This is a genomic window from Chitinophaga sp. RAB17 (genome assembly GCF_052114225.1).
Classification (GTDB): Bacteria; Bacteroidota; Bacteroidia; order Chitinophagales; family Chitinophagaceae; genus Chitinophaga.
Genome location: NZ_JBFREI010000002.1, coordinates 1,162,681 through 1,178,103, shown reverse-complemented (window position 1 = coordinate 1,178,103; position 15,423 = coordinate 1,162,681). Strand labels below are relative to the sequence as shown.

Annotated in this window: 13 protein-coding genes; 3 read left to right on the top strand and 10 right to left on the bottom strand. The window is 44.4% G+C overall.

Translation table 11 applies throughout. The features are described from left to right. Window positions 1-86: 86 nt before the first annotated feature. On the bottom strand, window positions 87-2,849 hold the full coding sequence (locus AB4Z08_RS10830) for a 2-oxoglutarate dehydrogenase E1 component (protein WP_441573742.1): 2,763 nt from the start codon (window positions 2,847-2,849) through the stop codon (window positions 87-89). A gap of 241 nt (window positions 2,850-3,090) precedes the next feature. On the opposite strand from AB4Z08_RS10830, the gene rpsT reads away from it, so the two are divergent. From rpsT to AB4Z08_RS10815, 3 genes are all read left to right on the top strand, one after another. After that, on the top strand, window positions 3,091-3,345 hold the full coding sequence (rpsT, locus tag AB4Z08_RS10825; RefSeq protein WP_331968888.1) for a 30S ribosomal protein S20: 255 nt from the start codon (window positions 3,091-3,093) through the stop codon (window positions 3,343-3,345). A 74-nt stretch (window positions 3,346-3,419) separates the two neighbouring features. Continuing rightward, window positions 3,420-5,144, top strand: a complete 1,725-nt coding sequence (locus AB4Z08_RS10820; protein WP_441573741.1) for a M14 family metallopeptidase — start codon at window positions 3,420-3,422, stop codon at window positions 5,142-5,144. 421 nt (window positions 5,145-5,565) lie between these two features. Next, window positions 5,566-6,651, top strand: a complete 1,086-nt coding sequence (locus tag AB4Z08_RS10815) for a PDDEXK nuclease domain-containing protein (RefSeq protein ID WP_441573740.1) — start codon at window positions 5,566-5,568, stop codon at window positions 6,649-6,651. Here the strand turns inward: AB4Z08_RS10815 and AB4Z08_RS10810 are convergent. The 9 genes from AB4Z08_RS10810 to AB4Z08_RS10770 form a co-directional block, all read right to left on the bottom strand. After that, window positions 6,648-7,691, bottom strand: coding sequence for a beta-ketoacyl synthase chain length factor (locus tag AB4Z08_RS10810; RefSeq protein ID WP_441573739.1), 1,044 nt, complete (start codon window positions 7,689-7,691; stop codon window positions 6,648-6,650). The genes AB4Z08_RS10815 and AB4Z08_RS10810 overlap by 4 nt on opposite strands. Further along, on the bottom strand, window positions 7,681-8,895 hold the full coding sequence (locus AB4Z08_RS10805; RefSeq protein ID WP_441573738.1) for a beta-ketoacyl-[acyl-carrier-protein] synthase family protein: 1,215 nt from the start codon (window positions 8,893-8,895) through the stop codon (window positions 7,681-7,683). The genes AB4Z08_RS10810 and AB4Z08_RS10805 overlap by 11 nt, the downstream gene beginning before the upstream one ends. 13 nt (window positions 8,896-8,908) lie before the next feature. Further along, entirely contained in the window at window positions 8,909-9,166 is a 258-nt protein-coding gene (locus AB4Z08_RS10800; protein WP_441573737.1) for a phosphopantetheine-binding protein, read from the bottom strand. A gap of 92 nt (window positions 9,167-9,258) precedes the next feature. Beyond that, window positions 9,259-10,551, bottom strand: a complete 1,293-nt coding sequence (locus tag AB4Z08_RS10795; RefSeq protein ID WP_441573736.1) for an ABC transporter permease — start codon at window positions 10,549-10,551, stop codon at window positions 9,259-9,261. Between the two features lie 82 nt (window positions 10,552-10,633). After that, entirely contained in the window at window positions 10,634-11,383 is a 750-nt protein-coding gene (locus tag AB4Z08_RS10790) for an ABC transporter ATP-binding protein (RefSeq protein ID WP_441573735.1), read from the bottom strand. A gap of 17 nt (window positions 11,384-11,400) precedes the next feature. Then, complete coding sequence (locus tag AB4Z08_RS10785) at window positions 11,401-12,405, bottom strand: BtrH N-terminal domain-containing protein (protein ID WP_441573734.1); 1,005 nt, start codon at window positions 12,403-12,405, stop codon at window positions 11,401-11,403. A 115-nt stretch (window positions 12,406-12,520) separates the two neighbouring features. Next, a complete protein-coding gene (locus tag AB4Z08_RS10780) occupies window positions 12,521-12,919 on the bottom strand; it encodes a hypothetical protein (RefSeq protein ID WP_441573733.1) in 399 nt (132 codons plus the stop codon). 23 nt (window positions 12,920-12,942) lie between these two features. Then, window positions 12,943-14,079: a beta-ketoacyl-ACP synthase III gene (locus AB4Z08_RS10775; RefSeq protein WP_441573732.1), complete on the bottom strand. Its 1,137-nt coding sequence runs from the start codon at window positions 14,077-14,079 to the stop codon at window positions 12,943-12,945. Between the two features lie 182 nt (window positions 14,080-14,261). After that, entirely contained in the window at window positions 14,262-15,182 is a 921-nt protein-coding gene (locus AB4Z08_RS10770; RefSeq protein ID WP_441573731.1) for a hypothetical protein, read from the bottom strand. Window positions 15,183-15,423: the final 241 nt, after the last annotated feature.

The window sequence follows — 15,423 nt, the reverse complement described above, 5'->3', positions numbered from 1 at the left end:
GGTGATACCAGGTTAGCTTTGCGCTTTCAGCTTTTAGCTTTCAGCTTAACATCAAACCAGGTTATTCTGTTTATACTTTTATTTTTTTAGATGTTAAAAGCCGTATCAATAATCTGCTGCTGCTCACGTGCATGTACTTTCGCATAACCGGTAGCAGTAGACGCACTTGGATTGCGGCTGATAACACCATAATTGATCTGCTTCAGGTTCATTTGCAGGAACGCGGCGGCACCCATATTCAGTGGTTCTTCCTGTACCCAGAAGAAGGTAGCACCTTTATACTTCTGAGAAACAGCTTCCAGTTGTTTGATGGGCAGTGGATACAATTGCTCCAGGCGAACGATGGCTACATCTTTGCGGTCATCTTTTCCTTGCTTATCACTCAGGTCAAAATACATTTTACCTGAACACAATAACACCTTCTTTACTACCGAAGCATCATCAATGAATGGATCATCCAGCACTTCTTTAAATCCACCCTGGGTAAATTCTTCCGTAGTAGAGTAAGCACCCACATGGCGCAGATTCGCTTTTGGAGAGAAGTTAATCAATGGTTTGCGGAACTGCCAGGTCAGCTGACGGCGTAATGCATGGAAGAAGTTAGCGGCAGTGGTAATATTGGTAATCACCACATTCTCTTCCGCACACTGCTGTAAGAAACGTTCCGGACGGGCATTGGAGTGATCTGGTCCACCACCTTCATAACCATGAGGCAATAACATCACCAGACCATTCTGCGTAGTCCATTTCTGTTCTGCGCTGGTAATATACTGATCAATCACTGTTTGTGCACCATTTACAAAGTCGCCATACTGCGCTTCCCACAATACCAGGCTGTTGGGGTTGGCCATGGCATAACCATATTCAAAACCCAATACACCATATTCACTCAGTAAAGAATTATAAATTCTGAATTTCCCCTGTTTGTCCTGGAAATGACTGAGACGGTTGTAGGTTTCGTTGGTATTTTCGTCAAACAACACCGCATGGCGATGAGAGAAAGTACCACGTTTTACATCTTCTCCGCTCATTCTAACATCTTTGCCTTCGATCAGGAGACTGGCGTAAGCTAACAGTTCACCAGTTGCCCAGTCTACCTTGCCTTCTTCCTGGTACAACTTGATCTTATCCTGCAGTAATTTGCTCACTTTGCGCAGGGGGACAAAATTCTCAGGCCATTTCATCAGCCCGTCAAACAGGCGTTTGAAATCTTCTTCCTTGATAGCAGTTACCGGGGAAGATTCGAAGTCCTGCGGCGTAGATTTGCGCAGGGCCTGCCACCACTGTTCCGGTTTCTGGTTGGCATACGGCAGCGGATGTTGTTTTACTTCATCCAGGCGGGCCTGTAATTCATCCCAGAATCCTTTTTCCATTTCCTTCGCCAATGCCGCTGCATCAGACTCGCCGTTATTCAGCAGGAACTGGGTATATACTTCACGCGGATTAGCGTGTTTTTCAATCAAGGCATACAAACTTGGCTGGGTGAACTTAGGTTCATCACCTTCGTTATGGCCATGTTTGCGATAACAAACCATATCAATGAACACGTCTTCATTGAATTCCTGACGGTAACGGGCAGCCAGCTGTGACACTTTCACCACCGCTTCTGCATCATCTCCATTCACATGGAATACCGGCGCCTGTACGATAGAAGCTACGCTGGTACAGTAGTCTGAAGAACGTGCGTCATCAAAGTCAGTAGTAAAACCGATCTGGTTATTGATCACAAAGTGAATGGTACCACCTACGTAGTAACCTTTCAGTTTGCTCATCTGCTCTACTTCATACACAATGCCCTGGCCGGCTACGGCAGCATCACCATGAATGAGGATAGGCAATATTTTGTCGTAATCGCTGTCATAAATTACATCTGCTTTACTGCGTGCAAAACCGATTACAATCGGGTCTACCACTTCCAGGTGGGAAGGGTTAGGCATCAGTTGCAGGTTTACCGGCTTGCCGGAGGGGGTGGTTACCTGGGAACGGAAACCAAGGTGATATTTCACATCACCACTACCCATGGTCATATCCGGCACGGCCAGTCCTTCAAATTCATTGAAGATCTGCTCGTAGGTTTTACCCAGGATATTTGCGAGTACGTTTAAACGGCCACGGTGAGCCATACCAATCACAGATTCCTGTACACCATATTCTGCGGCTACATTAAGGATAGCATCCAGTGCCGGAATAGTGGATTCACCACCTTCCAGACCAAAACGCTTTTGCCCGATATATTTTGTGTGGAGAAATTTTTCGAAAATAACACCCTGGTTCAGCTTCTGCAAAATGCGGCGGCGCTGTTCCAGTGACAAAGGTTGTGTCATTACTGCCTCAAATTCCTTTTCCAGCCATTTAGCCTTGTCGCGGGCGTTGATGTAAGTGTATTGCAATCCTACTGAGCTGGCATAAATCTGGGTCAGATAGGCAACAATCTTTTCGAGGGAAGCTTTGCCGACACCGATGGTAGTTCCTGCAAAGAATTCTGTTTTGAGATCAGCGTCCCCTAATCCAAAGCTGGCCAGATCGAGATTGGCCTTCCTGTCTTTTCTTTCACGGATGGGGTTGGTTTTAGCAATCAGGTGGCCTTTTTTGCGATACGCCTGTATCAGGCGGTATACGCCCAGTTCTTTTGCCAACTGGTCGTCGCTCACAGGCAACGAAGTGCTGCCCCCTGCTACAGGCGCTGATGCTGCCGCCTTGTTGCCGTTTACACCGGATACTGCAAAATCAAATCCTTCGAAAAATTTAACCCAATCCGGGTCTACAGAGTTGGGATCTTTGCGGAAATCCTGATATAACGATTCTATGTAAGCAGGATGTGAGTTGGTGACGAATGAGAAGTCCTTCATTTACAACGAGTTTTGCTGATCTTCAGTTCAAATACTTTTCTGTTGGTCCCAATATATTAATATATGGGATTGCAAATATCGCTCGTTTTTTGATACGCCGGATGGAAAAAATTAGAAAAAATCAACTGTTTATCTGTGATGAAAGACCCTTATATTTGCTCTTCGACGGAAAAACTACATTTAGTTTGTTTTCTAAATGGGAAATAGTTACCTTTGCCGTCCGAAACTTGAAATTTGAAAAATGGCAAACCATAAAGCAACGAAAAAAGACGTACGTCAAAGCAGAAAGCGTAATGAGCGTAACCGTTACTACGGTAAAACTACTCGTAATGCCATCCGTGACCTGAAAGCGGTGACTGAGAAAGCAACAGCGGAGAAAGATTTAGCAGAGGTAGCTTCTATGCTGGATAAATTAGCTAAACGTAACGTTATTCACAAGAACAAAGCAGCAAATCTGAAAAGCAAGCTGGCTAAGCGCGTTTTAGCGTTGGCTTAATTGCTTCAGTAACAATATTTACAGCTCTTCCTCCCAAAGGAAGGGCTTTTTGTTTTTCTATTCACTTTCGTATAATGAAAAAAATAGCTATCCTCCTCGCCTGTCTGCTACCACTGCTGTCCTCCGCTCAGGGCCTTACCACCCGCTACGAAAAGACAGCCGGTCAGGAAACCGCTACTTACCCGGAAGTCATTCAATACTACCAGCTACTCGCCAAACGCTTCCCACAAATCCATATGCAGGCCATCGGTTCCACAGATGCCGGATTTCCGCTTCACCTGGTGACCTACTCGCCTCAAAAGGATTTCGACTTTAAAAGTCTCCATAAAAAGAATAAACGCATTATCCTCATCAACAACGGTATCCACCCCGGAGAACCTGATGGGATAGACGCCAGCATGATGCTACTCCGCGACCTGGCCCTCGGCAAAATCAAACTCCCGGACAACATCATTCTTGCCGTTATTCCGGTGTACAACATCGGCGGCATGCTGAACCGCTCCCCCTGGTACCGCGTAGATCAGAACGGTCCCGATGCCTTTGGCTCCCGCGGAAATGCCCAGAACCTGGACCTTAACCGCGACTTCATCAAAACAGATTCAAAAAATGCCCTCGCCTTCCAGCAAATCTATCAACTCACCGATCCGGACGTTTTTGTAGATAACCACGTGAGCAATGGGGCAGACTACCAGCATATCATGACCCTACTAACCACCCAGCATAATAAACTCGGTGGCGCCATGGGTGAATTCATGAATAAAACATTTGAACCCGGATTATATGCCCTCATGAAAACAAAAGGCTATGACCTCGTTCCTTATGTAAATCATTTTGGTGAAACACCGGACAGCGGATGGGTGGAATTTGCAGATGCACCCCGCTACTCTACCGGCTATACCACCCTGTTTCATACCTTCGGATTTGTGCCGGAAACACATATGCTGAAACCCTATCCACTGCGCGTAAAAGCCACCTACGCCCTGATGGAATGCTTCATACAGTTTACATCCACACACAGCGAAACCATTAAACAACTGCGCGAACAGGCTAAGCAAACCGCTATTACACAAAAATCATTTCCGCTGTCATGGCAGTTTGATATGAATAAATACAGCCTGATTACCTTCCGTGGATTTGAGTCCGGACATAAGCCCAGCGCCATCTCTGGTTTACCACGACTATACTACGATCGGACGAAGCCCTACACCAGACAGATAAAATTTTATAACACCGCCACGGAAGAAAATTTTGTGGAGAAACCACGCGCGTATATTATACCACAAGGCTGGTGGGCCGTTATCCATCTCCTGAAAAACAATAATGTACAGCTGCAACCGCTAGCACATGATACCACGGTGTATGTAGAAGTATATCATATTACTGACTTCCAGACCAATTCCAAACCATACGAAAAACATTACCTGCACACCAATATAAAAGTAAGCAGCAGCATGGATTCTATCCGGTTTCGCAAAGGGGATGTTTACATTCCGATGAATCAAACGGCCAATCGCTTCCTGATAGAAACACTGGAACCTACTGCCAGTGATTCGTATTTTGCCTGGAACTTTTTTGATGCCATCCTCGGACAAAAAGAAGGTTATTCTCCTTATGTTTTTGAAGATACCGGCGCCGCTTATCTGCAGCAACATCCGGAATTACAGGATTCATTAAATAAGAAGAGGGCAAGTGATACCTCTTTTGCAAATAGTGCCAGTGCTCAACTGAATTTTATATACAGAAATTCTCCTTATGCAGAACCGGAATACATGCGCTATCCGGTATATAGAGTAAAGTAATTTTGTAAGATGATGAAAGCGGAGATATAAGCGGAGCTTGTATCTCCGCTTTTTTATTTTCAATTATGTAGTCACTGACGACCTGATTAAATTGATAATGAACAACTCATTTTGTCAATGAACAAAATGAACAATTCATGTTCGTTTGTAACCTTTAAATTCGTGCCCGTTTACACGTTTGCTAGCTATCTTCAATTGCGTGGTATAAACAACTTTCTCTCCTCACTGAGCAATCAGAAAAATTGATTCAACATCAATATCACAGTTATTAACATCCTGCAATTACAACAAATATTGACCACATAAACCATATCAACAATGAAGTTCAATCACCTGCTCAACAGCATTGAAACTACACATGTACATTTCCAGGAAGTAGCTGCCAAAGCTATTAACCGCTCACTCACTATCCGCAAACTGGATGATCGGTTGCTATATTGTAGAATACGAACAGAATGGTGTAGACAGAGCGAAATATGGGACACAATTACTGGAGCATATTTCCAAAGGATTGCCTGATTTAAAACTAGCTACTACTAATTTAAAATTGTGCAGACAGTTTTATCTATATTATCCACAAGTCGGAAAAGAGGTCTCTGACGAATTAAAAAAAGATGACATTCAAATTCGTCAGACACTGTCTGACGAATTACAAACAACTAATAGTCAATCAGATAAAATTCATCAGTCAATAACTCATAAACTAAAACCTTCCAAGAAAAAGATCGGGGCCTTACCAACTGATCAATTGTTAATCAATCGCGTGTCAGGAAAAAAAATAATCAATAACCTTTCCTTCTCTCATATCTCCTTGCTTCTACGCATAGATGACATATTACGACGCACTTTCTATGAAGTAGAATCTATCAAAGGTAACTGGAGCCTGCGGGAACTGAAACGCCAAATTCACACCGGCTATTTCGAACGCATGGGCTTTACCAACGACCCGCAAAAGCTTTCCCGGTTGGTACAACAATCAGCAGAAACTCCGATAACACCAGCAGACCTGATTAAAAATCTGTACGCCTTTGAGTTCCTCGACCTCCCACAAAAAGCAATAGAAAAAGAAAGCAAAGTAGAAGAAAAATTACTGAATCATCTGGAAGAATTCCTGCTCGAAATGGGCCATGGCTTTTGTCTTGAAGGACGACAGAAAAGGATACTGATAGGACAGGAATACTATTTCGTAGATGTGGTATTTTATCACCGTATCCTGAAATGCCATGTGCTGATAGAATTGAAAGTAGGTAAATTCAGTTATGCAGATACAGGTCAATTGACCACTTATCTGAATTACTTCAAAGCAGAAATGACAGAACCCGGCGATAATCCACCTATTGGCATTCTGTTGGTGACAGAAAGAGACAAAGATGGAGCACTAGCCAAATATGCTATTCCTGCAGGAATGGATCAGCAAATGTTTATTTCTACCTATGCTGTACAACTGCCTACTGTTGAGGAATTGCAACAGTGCCTGGCAGCAGAACTGAGAAGGTGCGAAAACTAAACCCTTTCCAACCGCAACATTACATGCTGTTCTCCGTAGAAATGATTATAAAATAAAATGGAATTAACAGGCGCAGATAATGGCTGCAGCTGGGGAAACCACTGTTGTGGCAGTTGCTGCGCTTTTATGATTTGTGCTGCGAGCCAAACACCAAAAGCACCTGCAGTATCATACTCACCACATAAATGTTTAAAAGGTACTTGGGGAACACCCAGATAACAGCTATCCAGTTCTTCATAAAAATGCTCATGATGGCTGTCGCCATTACGGCCGGTAATAATCAGATCGGCGCCTGCGCTAAAATCTTTCAGGGTAGCAGTCAGCTTGCCTGGCGCAGGTTTATACAACATTTTAAAACCGGAAATAGCCGCGTAAGTATGGGGCGATGGCGAACCAGTGAGGGCAAAAAAAGTAGCCCCTTCTCCCGCAATAGTACCTGGAGATAAATGTTGATACAGCTCCGCGCTGTTCACGGGTGTTTCTTTCCAGAAACCGATACGACTCTTAATATAAAAATGCTCCGCTGTAATTTCTTCAAAAGCGCCGGTCAATGTATGAGAAGCCCCTTCCTGTATCAGCATCATGCTGTCTAGTAATGCATTCTCAAATGAGAAACCGCGGTGTACAAATGTATTGTTATAGGCCGTGCACTTCTGCTGTAGGGCGATAAGCCCATTTACAGAGTTGTAGGTAGATTGAATAAATGGAGTAGGATTTAAGGCGGTTTCTTTATACTCCACAATTTCCTTGATGAACTTTTCGGTATCCTGTAAACTGCCTTTACCGGTGCCGGTAACAATAGGACCCGGTGTATCCAGTCCACTATCCTGTATACATCTGAGCGCAGCAGTCAGCCCTATTTTGAGCACACGTGTCATGCGGCGCAGACTGTTGCCTGGAATAAATGGTTTATAGTCGGGTTCAATACAGGCAAGCAGGTTACTATCTGTATGTATCAGTGGCGCCGAAAAAATATCCCCCTCGAAAGTTAGCTGCGGGGAAATAGCCGCCATTCCTTGTATGTAACAGTTACCCTTCATATTTGCTGATCACCAGGGAAGCATTATTGCCCCCAAAGCCGAATGAGTTTGAAATAACATTATTTACCGGGTGTCCCTCTATCAGTTCCGTTACCGGGCTGATATGCAGTTCCTCCATTCTTTCGGAGAAATTGAGATTAGGGAATATTAACCCATGTTGTATAGCCAAGATAGCATAAATAGCTTCTATTGCACCAGCTGCTGCCAATGTATGCCCTGTAAATGGCTTTGTAGAGCTGAACAAGGGCACTTTGTCCCCAAACAGGCGCTCCAGGGCCTTGCCTTCAGAAACATCATTATTCAGCGTGGCAGTACCGTGTACGTTGACATAGCTTACCTCCTCCAATGATCTGCCACTCATAGCGAGTGCCAACTTCATTGCTTCGTAGGCGCCATCACCTTCAGGTGAAGGAGACGTGGGATGGAAAGCTTCATTGGTATTACAGTAACCGCTCAGCTCCGCCAGAATACGGCTGTTGTTGGCCTTTACAAAAGATTCACCTTCCAGCACCAGGTAGGCAGCACCCTCGCCCAGATTAAGACCGGTACGTTGCTGATCAAAGGGACGGCAAAACTGCTTATCCACATTTTTCAGGGAGTTAAACCCGTTCAGCGTAAAGCGGGTAAGCGCTTCTGTACCTCCGCATACTACCCGTGGCAGCATACCTTGCTTAATCATACGTGCACCAAACATCAGTGCGTTGGCAGAGGAAGAACACGCGGTACTAATAGTGGCAATATGTTCCGTGAATCCTACGATGTCGGCTATACGTTGCGTGCAATCCGCGCAATCCAGGGTATCTATATATTGTAAAAACGTGCCTGTTTTATCGCGATCAATAATATCGAAATATAACTTCTCCGTATCACACATCCCGCCCACTGTACTGGCGTTGATAAAACCGGTAGGAGCCGACTGCACATCCGTGATGCCAGCATCCTGTAATGCTTCCCGCATAGCAGCCAACCCCAGTAAAGTAGTGCGGGTAAACCCGTCCTTCACCGGAATACCGGCCAAAGCAAACAATGCCTCGCTGGGATGCTTTACTTCCGCTACCGGAAGCACGCTTTTGTAAATAGTATCTATGTAACTGCTATAACCCAGGCCACTATGCTGTGCCCGCAGGTTATATAAATTTCCGGCTACATTATCACCAATAGCGGTGATCATTCCTACCCCTGTTATAAACACTCTTTCCGCCATGCAGCCAGTTTACTTATGCCGGTTGTTTTGATTCGATAAATTCTGCCATAGACTGAACAGACTGTAAGATCTTACGACCTTCACGTGGATCTTCTACTTTGATATGATACTGTCTTTCCAGCAACACCATCAATTCCAGTGAATCAATACTGTCAAGTCCCAGTCCGTCTCCGAATAATGGTGCGTTGTCATCAATATCTTCCGGTTTGGTATCCTGAAGATTCAACGCCTCGATGATTTGTTCTTTCAGTTTCTTTTTTAATTCTTCCATAATGTTGTAGGTTTATCGCCTGTTGTTCACAACAGGCGAATGCCCTTGTGGGGAGTAAAAATACAGTTTTACTATTGTTTTGAAAACATTTATCAGTTCATTCTTCTTTTTTCCACCCACCCGGCTATGGCCAGCATAGCCAATCCTGTGAGTATTAATCTCAACACATTCTTCCATACATAATCAATATCCCCATTGCGGAGGTATACGTCATTGATAGCATCCAGTCCCCAGCTAAGCGGCGATAAATGCCCCAGTAACTGCATCTTGGCAGGCATCACTTCAAGCGGAATCCATATACCACCGATGGCAGACAATATTACGATAGAGATCGCCCCGAAGTTCAATGCCTGGTTAGGCGTTTTAAATATCGTGCCAATCAGTATACCGTAAGCCGTGGCTGCCAGCCCTATTCCCGAAGCTACCAGAACGGTAGCGCCGTGATGGTGTCCCATGACCAGTCTGGGTAAGTCCAGCTGTGGCAATAGATAGATACCTACCAACATCATCGCATAAAACTGCAATACACAAATGCCTACAAAAAACAACATCTTGCCCGCCAGAATAGCCAGGTAAGATCCCGGTATCAGCTTCATCCGCAACAAACTACCATCTTCTCTTTCCCGGATCATATTGCCTGCAATAGGAATTACGATAAAAAACATGGCAAAGATGCTCCATGCCGGCACATTGTGCTGCACAGAATTGGATATTACATCCGGCTGTTTACCTGTACCTGTGCTATGCTCCTTTAATCCAACGGCTTGCAGCCGGATCGGTAAAGTATCAGTACTGGCGGCTGTTGAATCTTTACTGCGTAGCTGGTGTTTAATGCGATCCAGCAACATATCTGTTTCCACCTGCGTAAGAAAATTATCCAACGCCTGATGTATAGCCCCTTTGAATGCTTTCTTGGCAGCAGGATCAAAATAAATGATCACATTCAGCGAATCAGCGGTCTTCTTTACCGGTAAAGATACCGACATACCCATGCGCTGGGAAATGTCGTTAACAATACGGTTTGCATTACTGACAATAGCAGCTGTAGCTCCCGCAGGCACAATGATACTGATCTTGTACTTTCCTTCATTCACCAGCTGCTTGGCCCGTTCTGCTGTAATCGGCTCGCCTTCCAGCGAATCAATGATATTAAATTGTCCACCGGATTCAAGCCCTTCCCTTACATAACGGCCTAAACGACCGTGGTCATTGTCGACCGTTAATATATCAAATTTGATGTCCTGGTAATCTTTAAACGGAGCGTCCTGGATCAGCGCCATCACGGTGATTAATACCAGCGGCATCACAAACAGAAGTATTAATCCTGTTTTATCACGTAACAGCAGTTGCCATTCTTTCCTAATTGTTGCCAGTAATCTTAACATAGCCTTTAGCTCTCTGCTTTAGCTTTTAGTGTTCATTTAATCTATTTTTCCGGATCCCCTTCTGCAGTTTGTCTGCTAACAACTAATCCCTGACTGCATTACCGGTAAAATGCAGGAATACATCTTCCAGGTTATTGCATGCAGGATGTGCGTGAATCAGGGCAAGCGGATTTCCCTGTACAATCATCTTTCCTTCGTCCATAATCACTACTTCTTCACATAATGATTGTGCTTCTTCCAGCAGGTGGGAAGTATACAGGATACTGGCGCCCTGCTGGTTGTAGTCGCGCAGAAACTGCAATATCATACTGCGGGATTGCACATCTACACCTGCGGTAGGTTCATCCAGTATCAATAATTTGGGGTCGTGCAATATGGCGGCGATAATATTTGCGCGCCGCTTCATGCCACCGGAATATTTATGAATCTCTTTATGTGCACTCTTCTCCAACCCAAACAACTCCAGGTAATGCATAATTTTTTGCTGCAATGCCTTTCCTTTGAAACCATACAGGTTACCAAAGTAAGTGAGGTTTTCTACTGCTGATAGTTGCGGATATAATGCAATTTGTTGTGGAACAATACCAATCATCTGTTTAATGGCTTCCCGGTGTGCAGCATCCTGTTTTAAGCCATGAATCACTACTTCTCCGTTGTCTCCACGTACAATACCACACAAAATAGAAATAGTTGTTGTTTTACCTGCTCCGTTAGGTCCCAGCAAACCGGCAATCTTTCCTTCTCCAAACTGAAACGTAAGTCCTTTCAATGTGGGCTCTGCGCTTCCTTTGTAGGTTTTAAATAATTCATTAACTGATATGCCGGACATCATTTCATTCGATATTTTAATTACCACTTCACCTGTGACAGTTTCTTAAAGAAAACATCTTCAGAAGCAGCACATTCCAATAGCATTTCACTGAGTTCTTTATAAGAAACATTATCCGCCGATCTGCTTTTGCATACACGGCCGGCCGCAAATGCAAAGTTACGCCAGAGGTCACCGGTTTTGGTAAGCTCACCTGCCAGTTTACTTAGTTCATCTTTTTTCAACATCACTGCTGCTTCCTGTAAAAATGCAGCATACAGGAAACGGAACCCTGCACCGCCGGTACCTATCTCTTCCTGCATACGGATAATATTTCCCAGATACAGGGTGGCTTTGCGGTCACCCGGATTTTCTGCATAATTACGTACCCTTTTAGAGAGGAAACGAATACCCTTTACCCCAAACATCGGGATCGGCACCTTTAGCATAAAATGACAGGCCTGTTCAATGCCCGCCCTGATCGGCTTTTCAAAAGAAGCGGTTGCCGGTACATGTACCGGATAATACATTTTCCCTTTAGGGGCCGGAAATCCTTTGGCAAAGCGTGCCTGCACCAGGCTTTCCGGATCAATGGTGGTAACGGTATCCATTACAGGATCACTTACCAGGTATTGTCCGTCCTCTTTGCCATATACTACAAGGTTATGTGCATTAAAATGGAAACGATAGGAAGCAGGAAAGTAAGGCAGATAGTAAACACTGGACTGTAATCCAACAGGTATGCCTGCTTCAATAACTTTGTCCAGTGCGGCCATCCCTTTTTCCGGCGTAGAGAATTTTTCAGATTCCATTCTCACACCCAGGCGCTTACATACCCGTTGAAAAATAGCCCCCGGCCATATCCGGTAGGTAGTACCAGGCACACCATTCACCTTTACAAAAGGAAGATGTCCGAAAAATATACCTGCGCCAATACCAAATGCCATCGGCTCACTGATCTGTAAGCCGTAATGTCCCAGCAGATTTGATATTACTCCACTTTCGCAATGTGCCGTCTGCGTGTGTTGGAAGAAAGAATTACTCATAATATTTTTTGAAAAGAATTACGAATTAAGAATTACGAATTACGGATTTGTGGGTAGATCTTCGGATATCATCTACCCACAAATCCGTAATTCGTAATTTGTAATTCGCAATTATCTATTTGACCTGCAGCAGATCTGTTAAACTCACTTTGAAGGCATCCGCATAACGCTGCAGCATTTTTGGAGAAAGCCGTTTAAAAACACCCGGCTTCATATGCCTTTTTACCTGCCATTGAAACTTCCCGACATAACTTGCCAGCAAAGGCAGATCCATCAGGTTCTTTTCCATATAATAGGCTACGGGACTGATTTCTCCTGCTTCCACACGGGCGCGGGCAGCTTTCACCCGCTCATTTACTTCTTCCCAGGCCTGGTCCAGTGCAATGTTTTCCGGTTCCCATCCTGCACTCTGCACCTGCACATAATTGCCGGAATTATCCACTGCATACATAATCTGCTTGAATGTACCTTCATGCAGGTTATCACTATCCTGCGGTACTTCCTCTTTTTTCATGATGCCAGTTTTAGATGTGACGCTTATACTACGGTAATGTGTGCATAAGCATAAGAAAAACGTGCACTTTCCGGAACCATCAATACCACTTTCTGTCCTTTCTTAAAACGACCGGTATTCATCAGTTCTTCCAGCATCAGGTAAGGAGATGCGGTACCTACGTTACCCACATTGGCCAGATTGGTGAACCATTTTTCCAGTTTCACCGGCACGCCTAAACGGGTAATTTCCTCATCTATTTTTAACCTGAAAAATTCAGAAGAAAGATGTGGCAGGAAGAAGTCCAGTTCTTCCAGGTTGATGTTATGACGTTCTACCAGCTCTTTCCACATTTTTGCTCCGGAAGGAACTATATTTTTACCCAGTAAGCGGGTATCTTGTTTAAAAGAAAATACACTGTGCTGTGCCCATTCTTCCGGCGTCATATCTATCCAGCCGGTGGTGCTGCCGTCTGGCTGCTTGATAGCACCTGCATACATACAGGTTTCCAGTTCATTGGCATATGATAATATTTCTACCCAGTCTACCCGCAGCGATAAACCTTCTTCATTTGGTTTATCCTGGAACAAAGCAGCACTGGCGCCATCAGATAACATCCAGCGGAGAAAATCCTTTTCAAATGCGATGATCGGATTTTCATCCAGGCTCTTTAGATTCTCGGCTTCCGGCTGAAATTTCTGGGCCAGCATCCAGGCAGAAAATTTTTCTGAACCGGTACTTACGGCATTGGATGTATTGCCGCAACGAATAGACATCCAGGCATATTTGAAAGCCTGCATACCAGCTGCACAAGCACCTGTAGCCGCAATCAGCTCTACAGGCTGACATTTCAGGATGCCATGTACCATTGCTGCGTGATTGGGTAGCAACTGATCAGGAGAAGTGGTGCCGCAGGCCAGTAATTCTAATTTGCTGATCGGAAATTTCTCATCAAACAATTGTTCTACCGCTGTTGCCGTCATCTCTGCATTGGAATGAGTTGAATTCCCTTCCTTGTCCAAAGAATAGTAACGCGTTTTTATTTTGTTGTTACCCAGAATCTTTAAACGTGCACGGGAGGCCTTTCCATCTACCATGCCGAGAATGCTCTCCATTTCATCATTTTCAACAGGCTTGTTAGGTAAAAATTTAGACAGCCTGGTAATATAAACTTCCTTCATTTGAATATTATTCGTCTTTTAAGGCTACATGTAAAACCTGATCAGAACTGTCTTGCCTTACCAGCCAGCTCACAGTGATAAACATATTTAAATTTAATATACGTTGTATATAGACGTAAATATAGAATTCTAATTGGAATTACAACTATCACGCCATGGCGTAAAGCTAGCTATAATGCATGTTAACGCAAGGAAATACCCTTATAGTAATCCACCTCACGACGCAGTTGGTTCTTCTTTAGATTTAATTGTATAAGAGAAGTGATCAACGAGATAGGCGTTAAAACAAAAATCCCTGCCAGCAGCAACCCTCTGTACATAGATACACGTCCCTGCCGGGAAGCAGCACCAGGTCCGCCTTTGGCACTAATGAACCGGGCCCAGAAGCGGAAAGCCTTTATTCCTTTACCTTCCAGGACTACCAGGTTGGGGACTAACTCTACTGCATCCAGGGAAAGCAGTTGCGGATGCAACTCCTCCCATTGATTACGTAGTAATGCATTTTCTATGGGGCCGGCAAAACGACCGGAAGTGACAATCTCATTCTCCTGCACACCCGCCTGTGGTAAAAAGCGTGTGGCCTCCTTTTTACCTTTAAACGCCCAGCGCAGAATGGTGATAACAGATATAAGATTGGGGGATTTATCCACCAGCACTATATTGCCAACCAGATTGGCGCCCGCCTGCTGCAGGTAATTTTTCACTTTTTCCTGCGCATTGAGCCACATATTTCTGCTACCCAGCAAGGTAATCACCTTTTTACCCCTCAACAGTTGCTTAGCAGCCTCACTTTGCAGAAAAGCAGCCGTAGGCTGTGAAGGAGATAAAAACCAGGGCTGATAAGCCAGTATTACCAGATCAAAAGCCGCATTCACATCCACTTTCAACGGCTGTATTGCCCGCGGAGTAGACTGAACGGTTTCCGGCATGGTATCATAAAACTGCTGTTTTCCCCAGGGGAATGGGAACGGCGTTACAGGCACCAGTTGCTCGAACGTAATATCTGCTTTGCCCTCCAACGGCGCCAGCACATGATCAATAATCCTTTTCAATTGCCCTGTCTGGGTATAATATACCACCAGGATCTTCGGTCTTTCGTTCATAAAAGGAATAGGAGTTCAACAATTCAAGACGTAAATCAACAATTCAAATGGCAAAATCCACAATTCAAGCTGTAAACATACAAAAAAACAGCAATCATTCATGTGATTTAATGATAATTTGACGCGAAGTCTTGATGGGATGGGGTATAAAAAAAAGGGGTAATATATTGTGCCCCAGCCAGGTACAGCATCAACCGGTGTAAATTAGCGAATGCTGTACCTGGACTCAAGGACTTGTTAT

Bases quoted from the DNA above. Each gene is read 5' to 3' on its own strand.
- AB4Z08_RS10830 (WP_441573742.1), bottom strand. From the start codon at position 2,849: ATGAAGGACTTCTCATTCGTCACCAACTCACATCCTGCTTACATAGAA.
- rpsT (WP_331968888.1), top strand. From the start codon at position 3,091: ATGGCAAACCATAAAGCAACGAAAAAAGACGTACGTCAAAGCAGAAAG.
- AB4Z08_RS10820 (WP_441573741.1), top strand. From the start codon at position 3,420: ATGAAAAAAATAGCTATCCTCCTCGCCTGTCTGCTACCACTGCTGTCC.
- AB4Z08_RS10815 (WP_441573740.1), top strand. From the start codon at position 5,566: ATGATCGGTTGCTATATTGTAGAATACGAACAGAATGGTGTAGACAGA.
- AB4Z08_RS10810 (WP_441573739.1), bottom strand. From the start codon at position 7,691: ATGAAGGGTAACTGTTACATACAAGGAATGGCGGCTATTTCCCCGCAG.
- AB4Z08_RS10805 (WP_441573738.1), bottom strand. From the start codon at position 8,895: ATGGCGGAAAGAGTGTTTATAACAGGGGTAGGAATGATCACCGCTATT.
- AB4Z08_RS10800 (WP_441573737.1), bottom strand. From the start codon at position 9,166: ATGGAAGAATTAAAAAAGAAACTGAAAGAACAAATCATCGAGGCGTTG.
- AB4Z08_RS10795 (WP_441573736.1), bottom strand. From the start codon at position 10,551: ATGTTAAGATTACTGGCAACAATTAGGAAAGAATGGCAACTGCTGTTA.
- AB4Z08_RS10790 (WP_441573735.1), bottom strand. From the start codon at position 11,383: ATGATGTCCGGCATATCAGTTAATGAATTATTTAAAACCTACAAAGGA.
- AB4Z08_RS10785 (WP_441573734.1), bottom strand. From the start codon at position 12,405: ATGAGTAATTCTTTCTTCCAACACACGCAGACGGCACATTGCGAAAGT.
- AB4Z08_RS10780 (WP_441573733.1), bottom strand. From the start codon at position 12,919: ATGAAAAAAGAGGAAGTACCGCAGGATAGTGATAACCTGCATGAAGGT.
- AB4Z08_RS10775 (WP_441573732.1), bottom strand. From the start codon at position 14,079: ATGAAGGAAGTTTATATTACCAGGCTGTCTAAATTTTTACCTAACAAG.
- AB4Z08_RS10770 (WP_441573731.1), bottom strand. From the start codon at position 15,182: ATGAACGAAAGACCGAAGATCCTGGTGGTATATTATACCCAGACAGGG.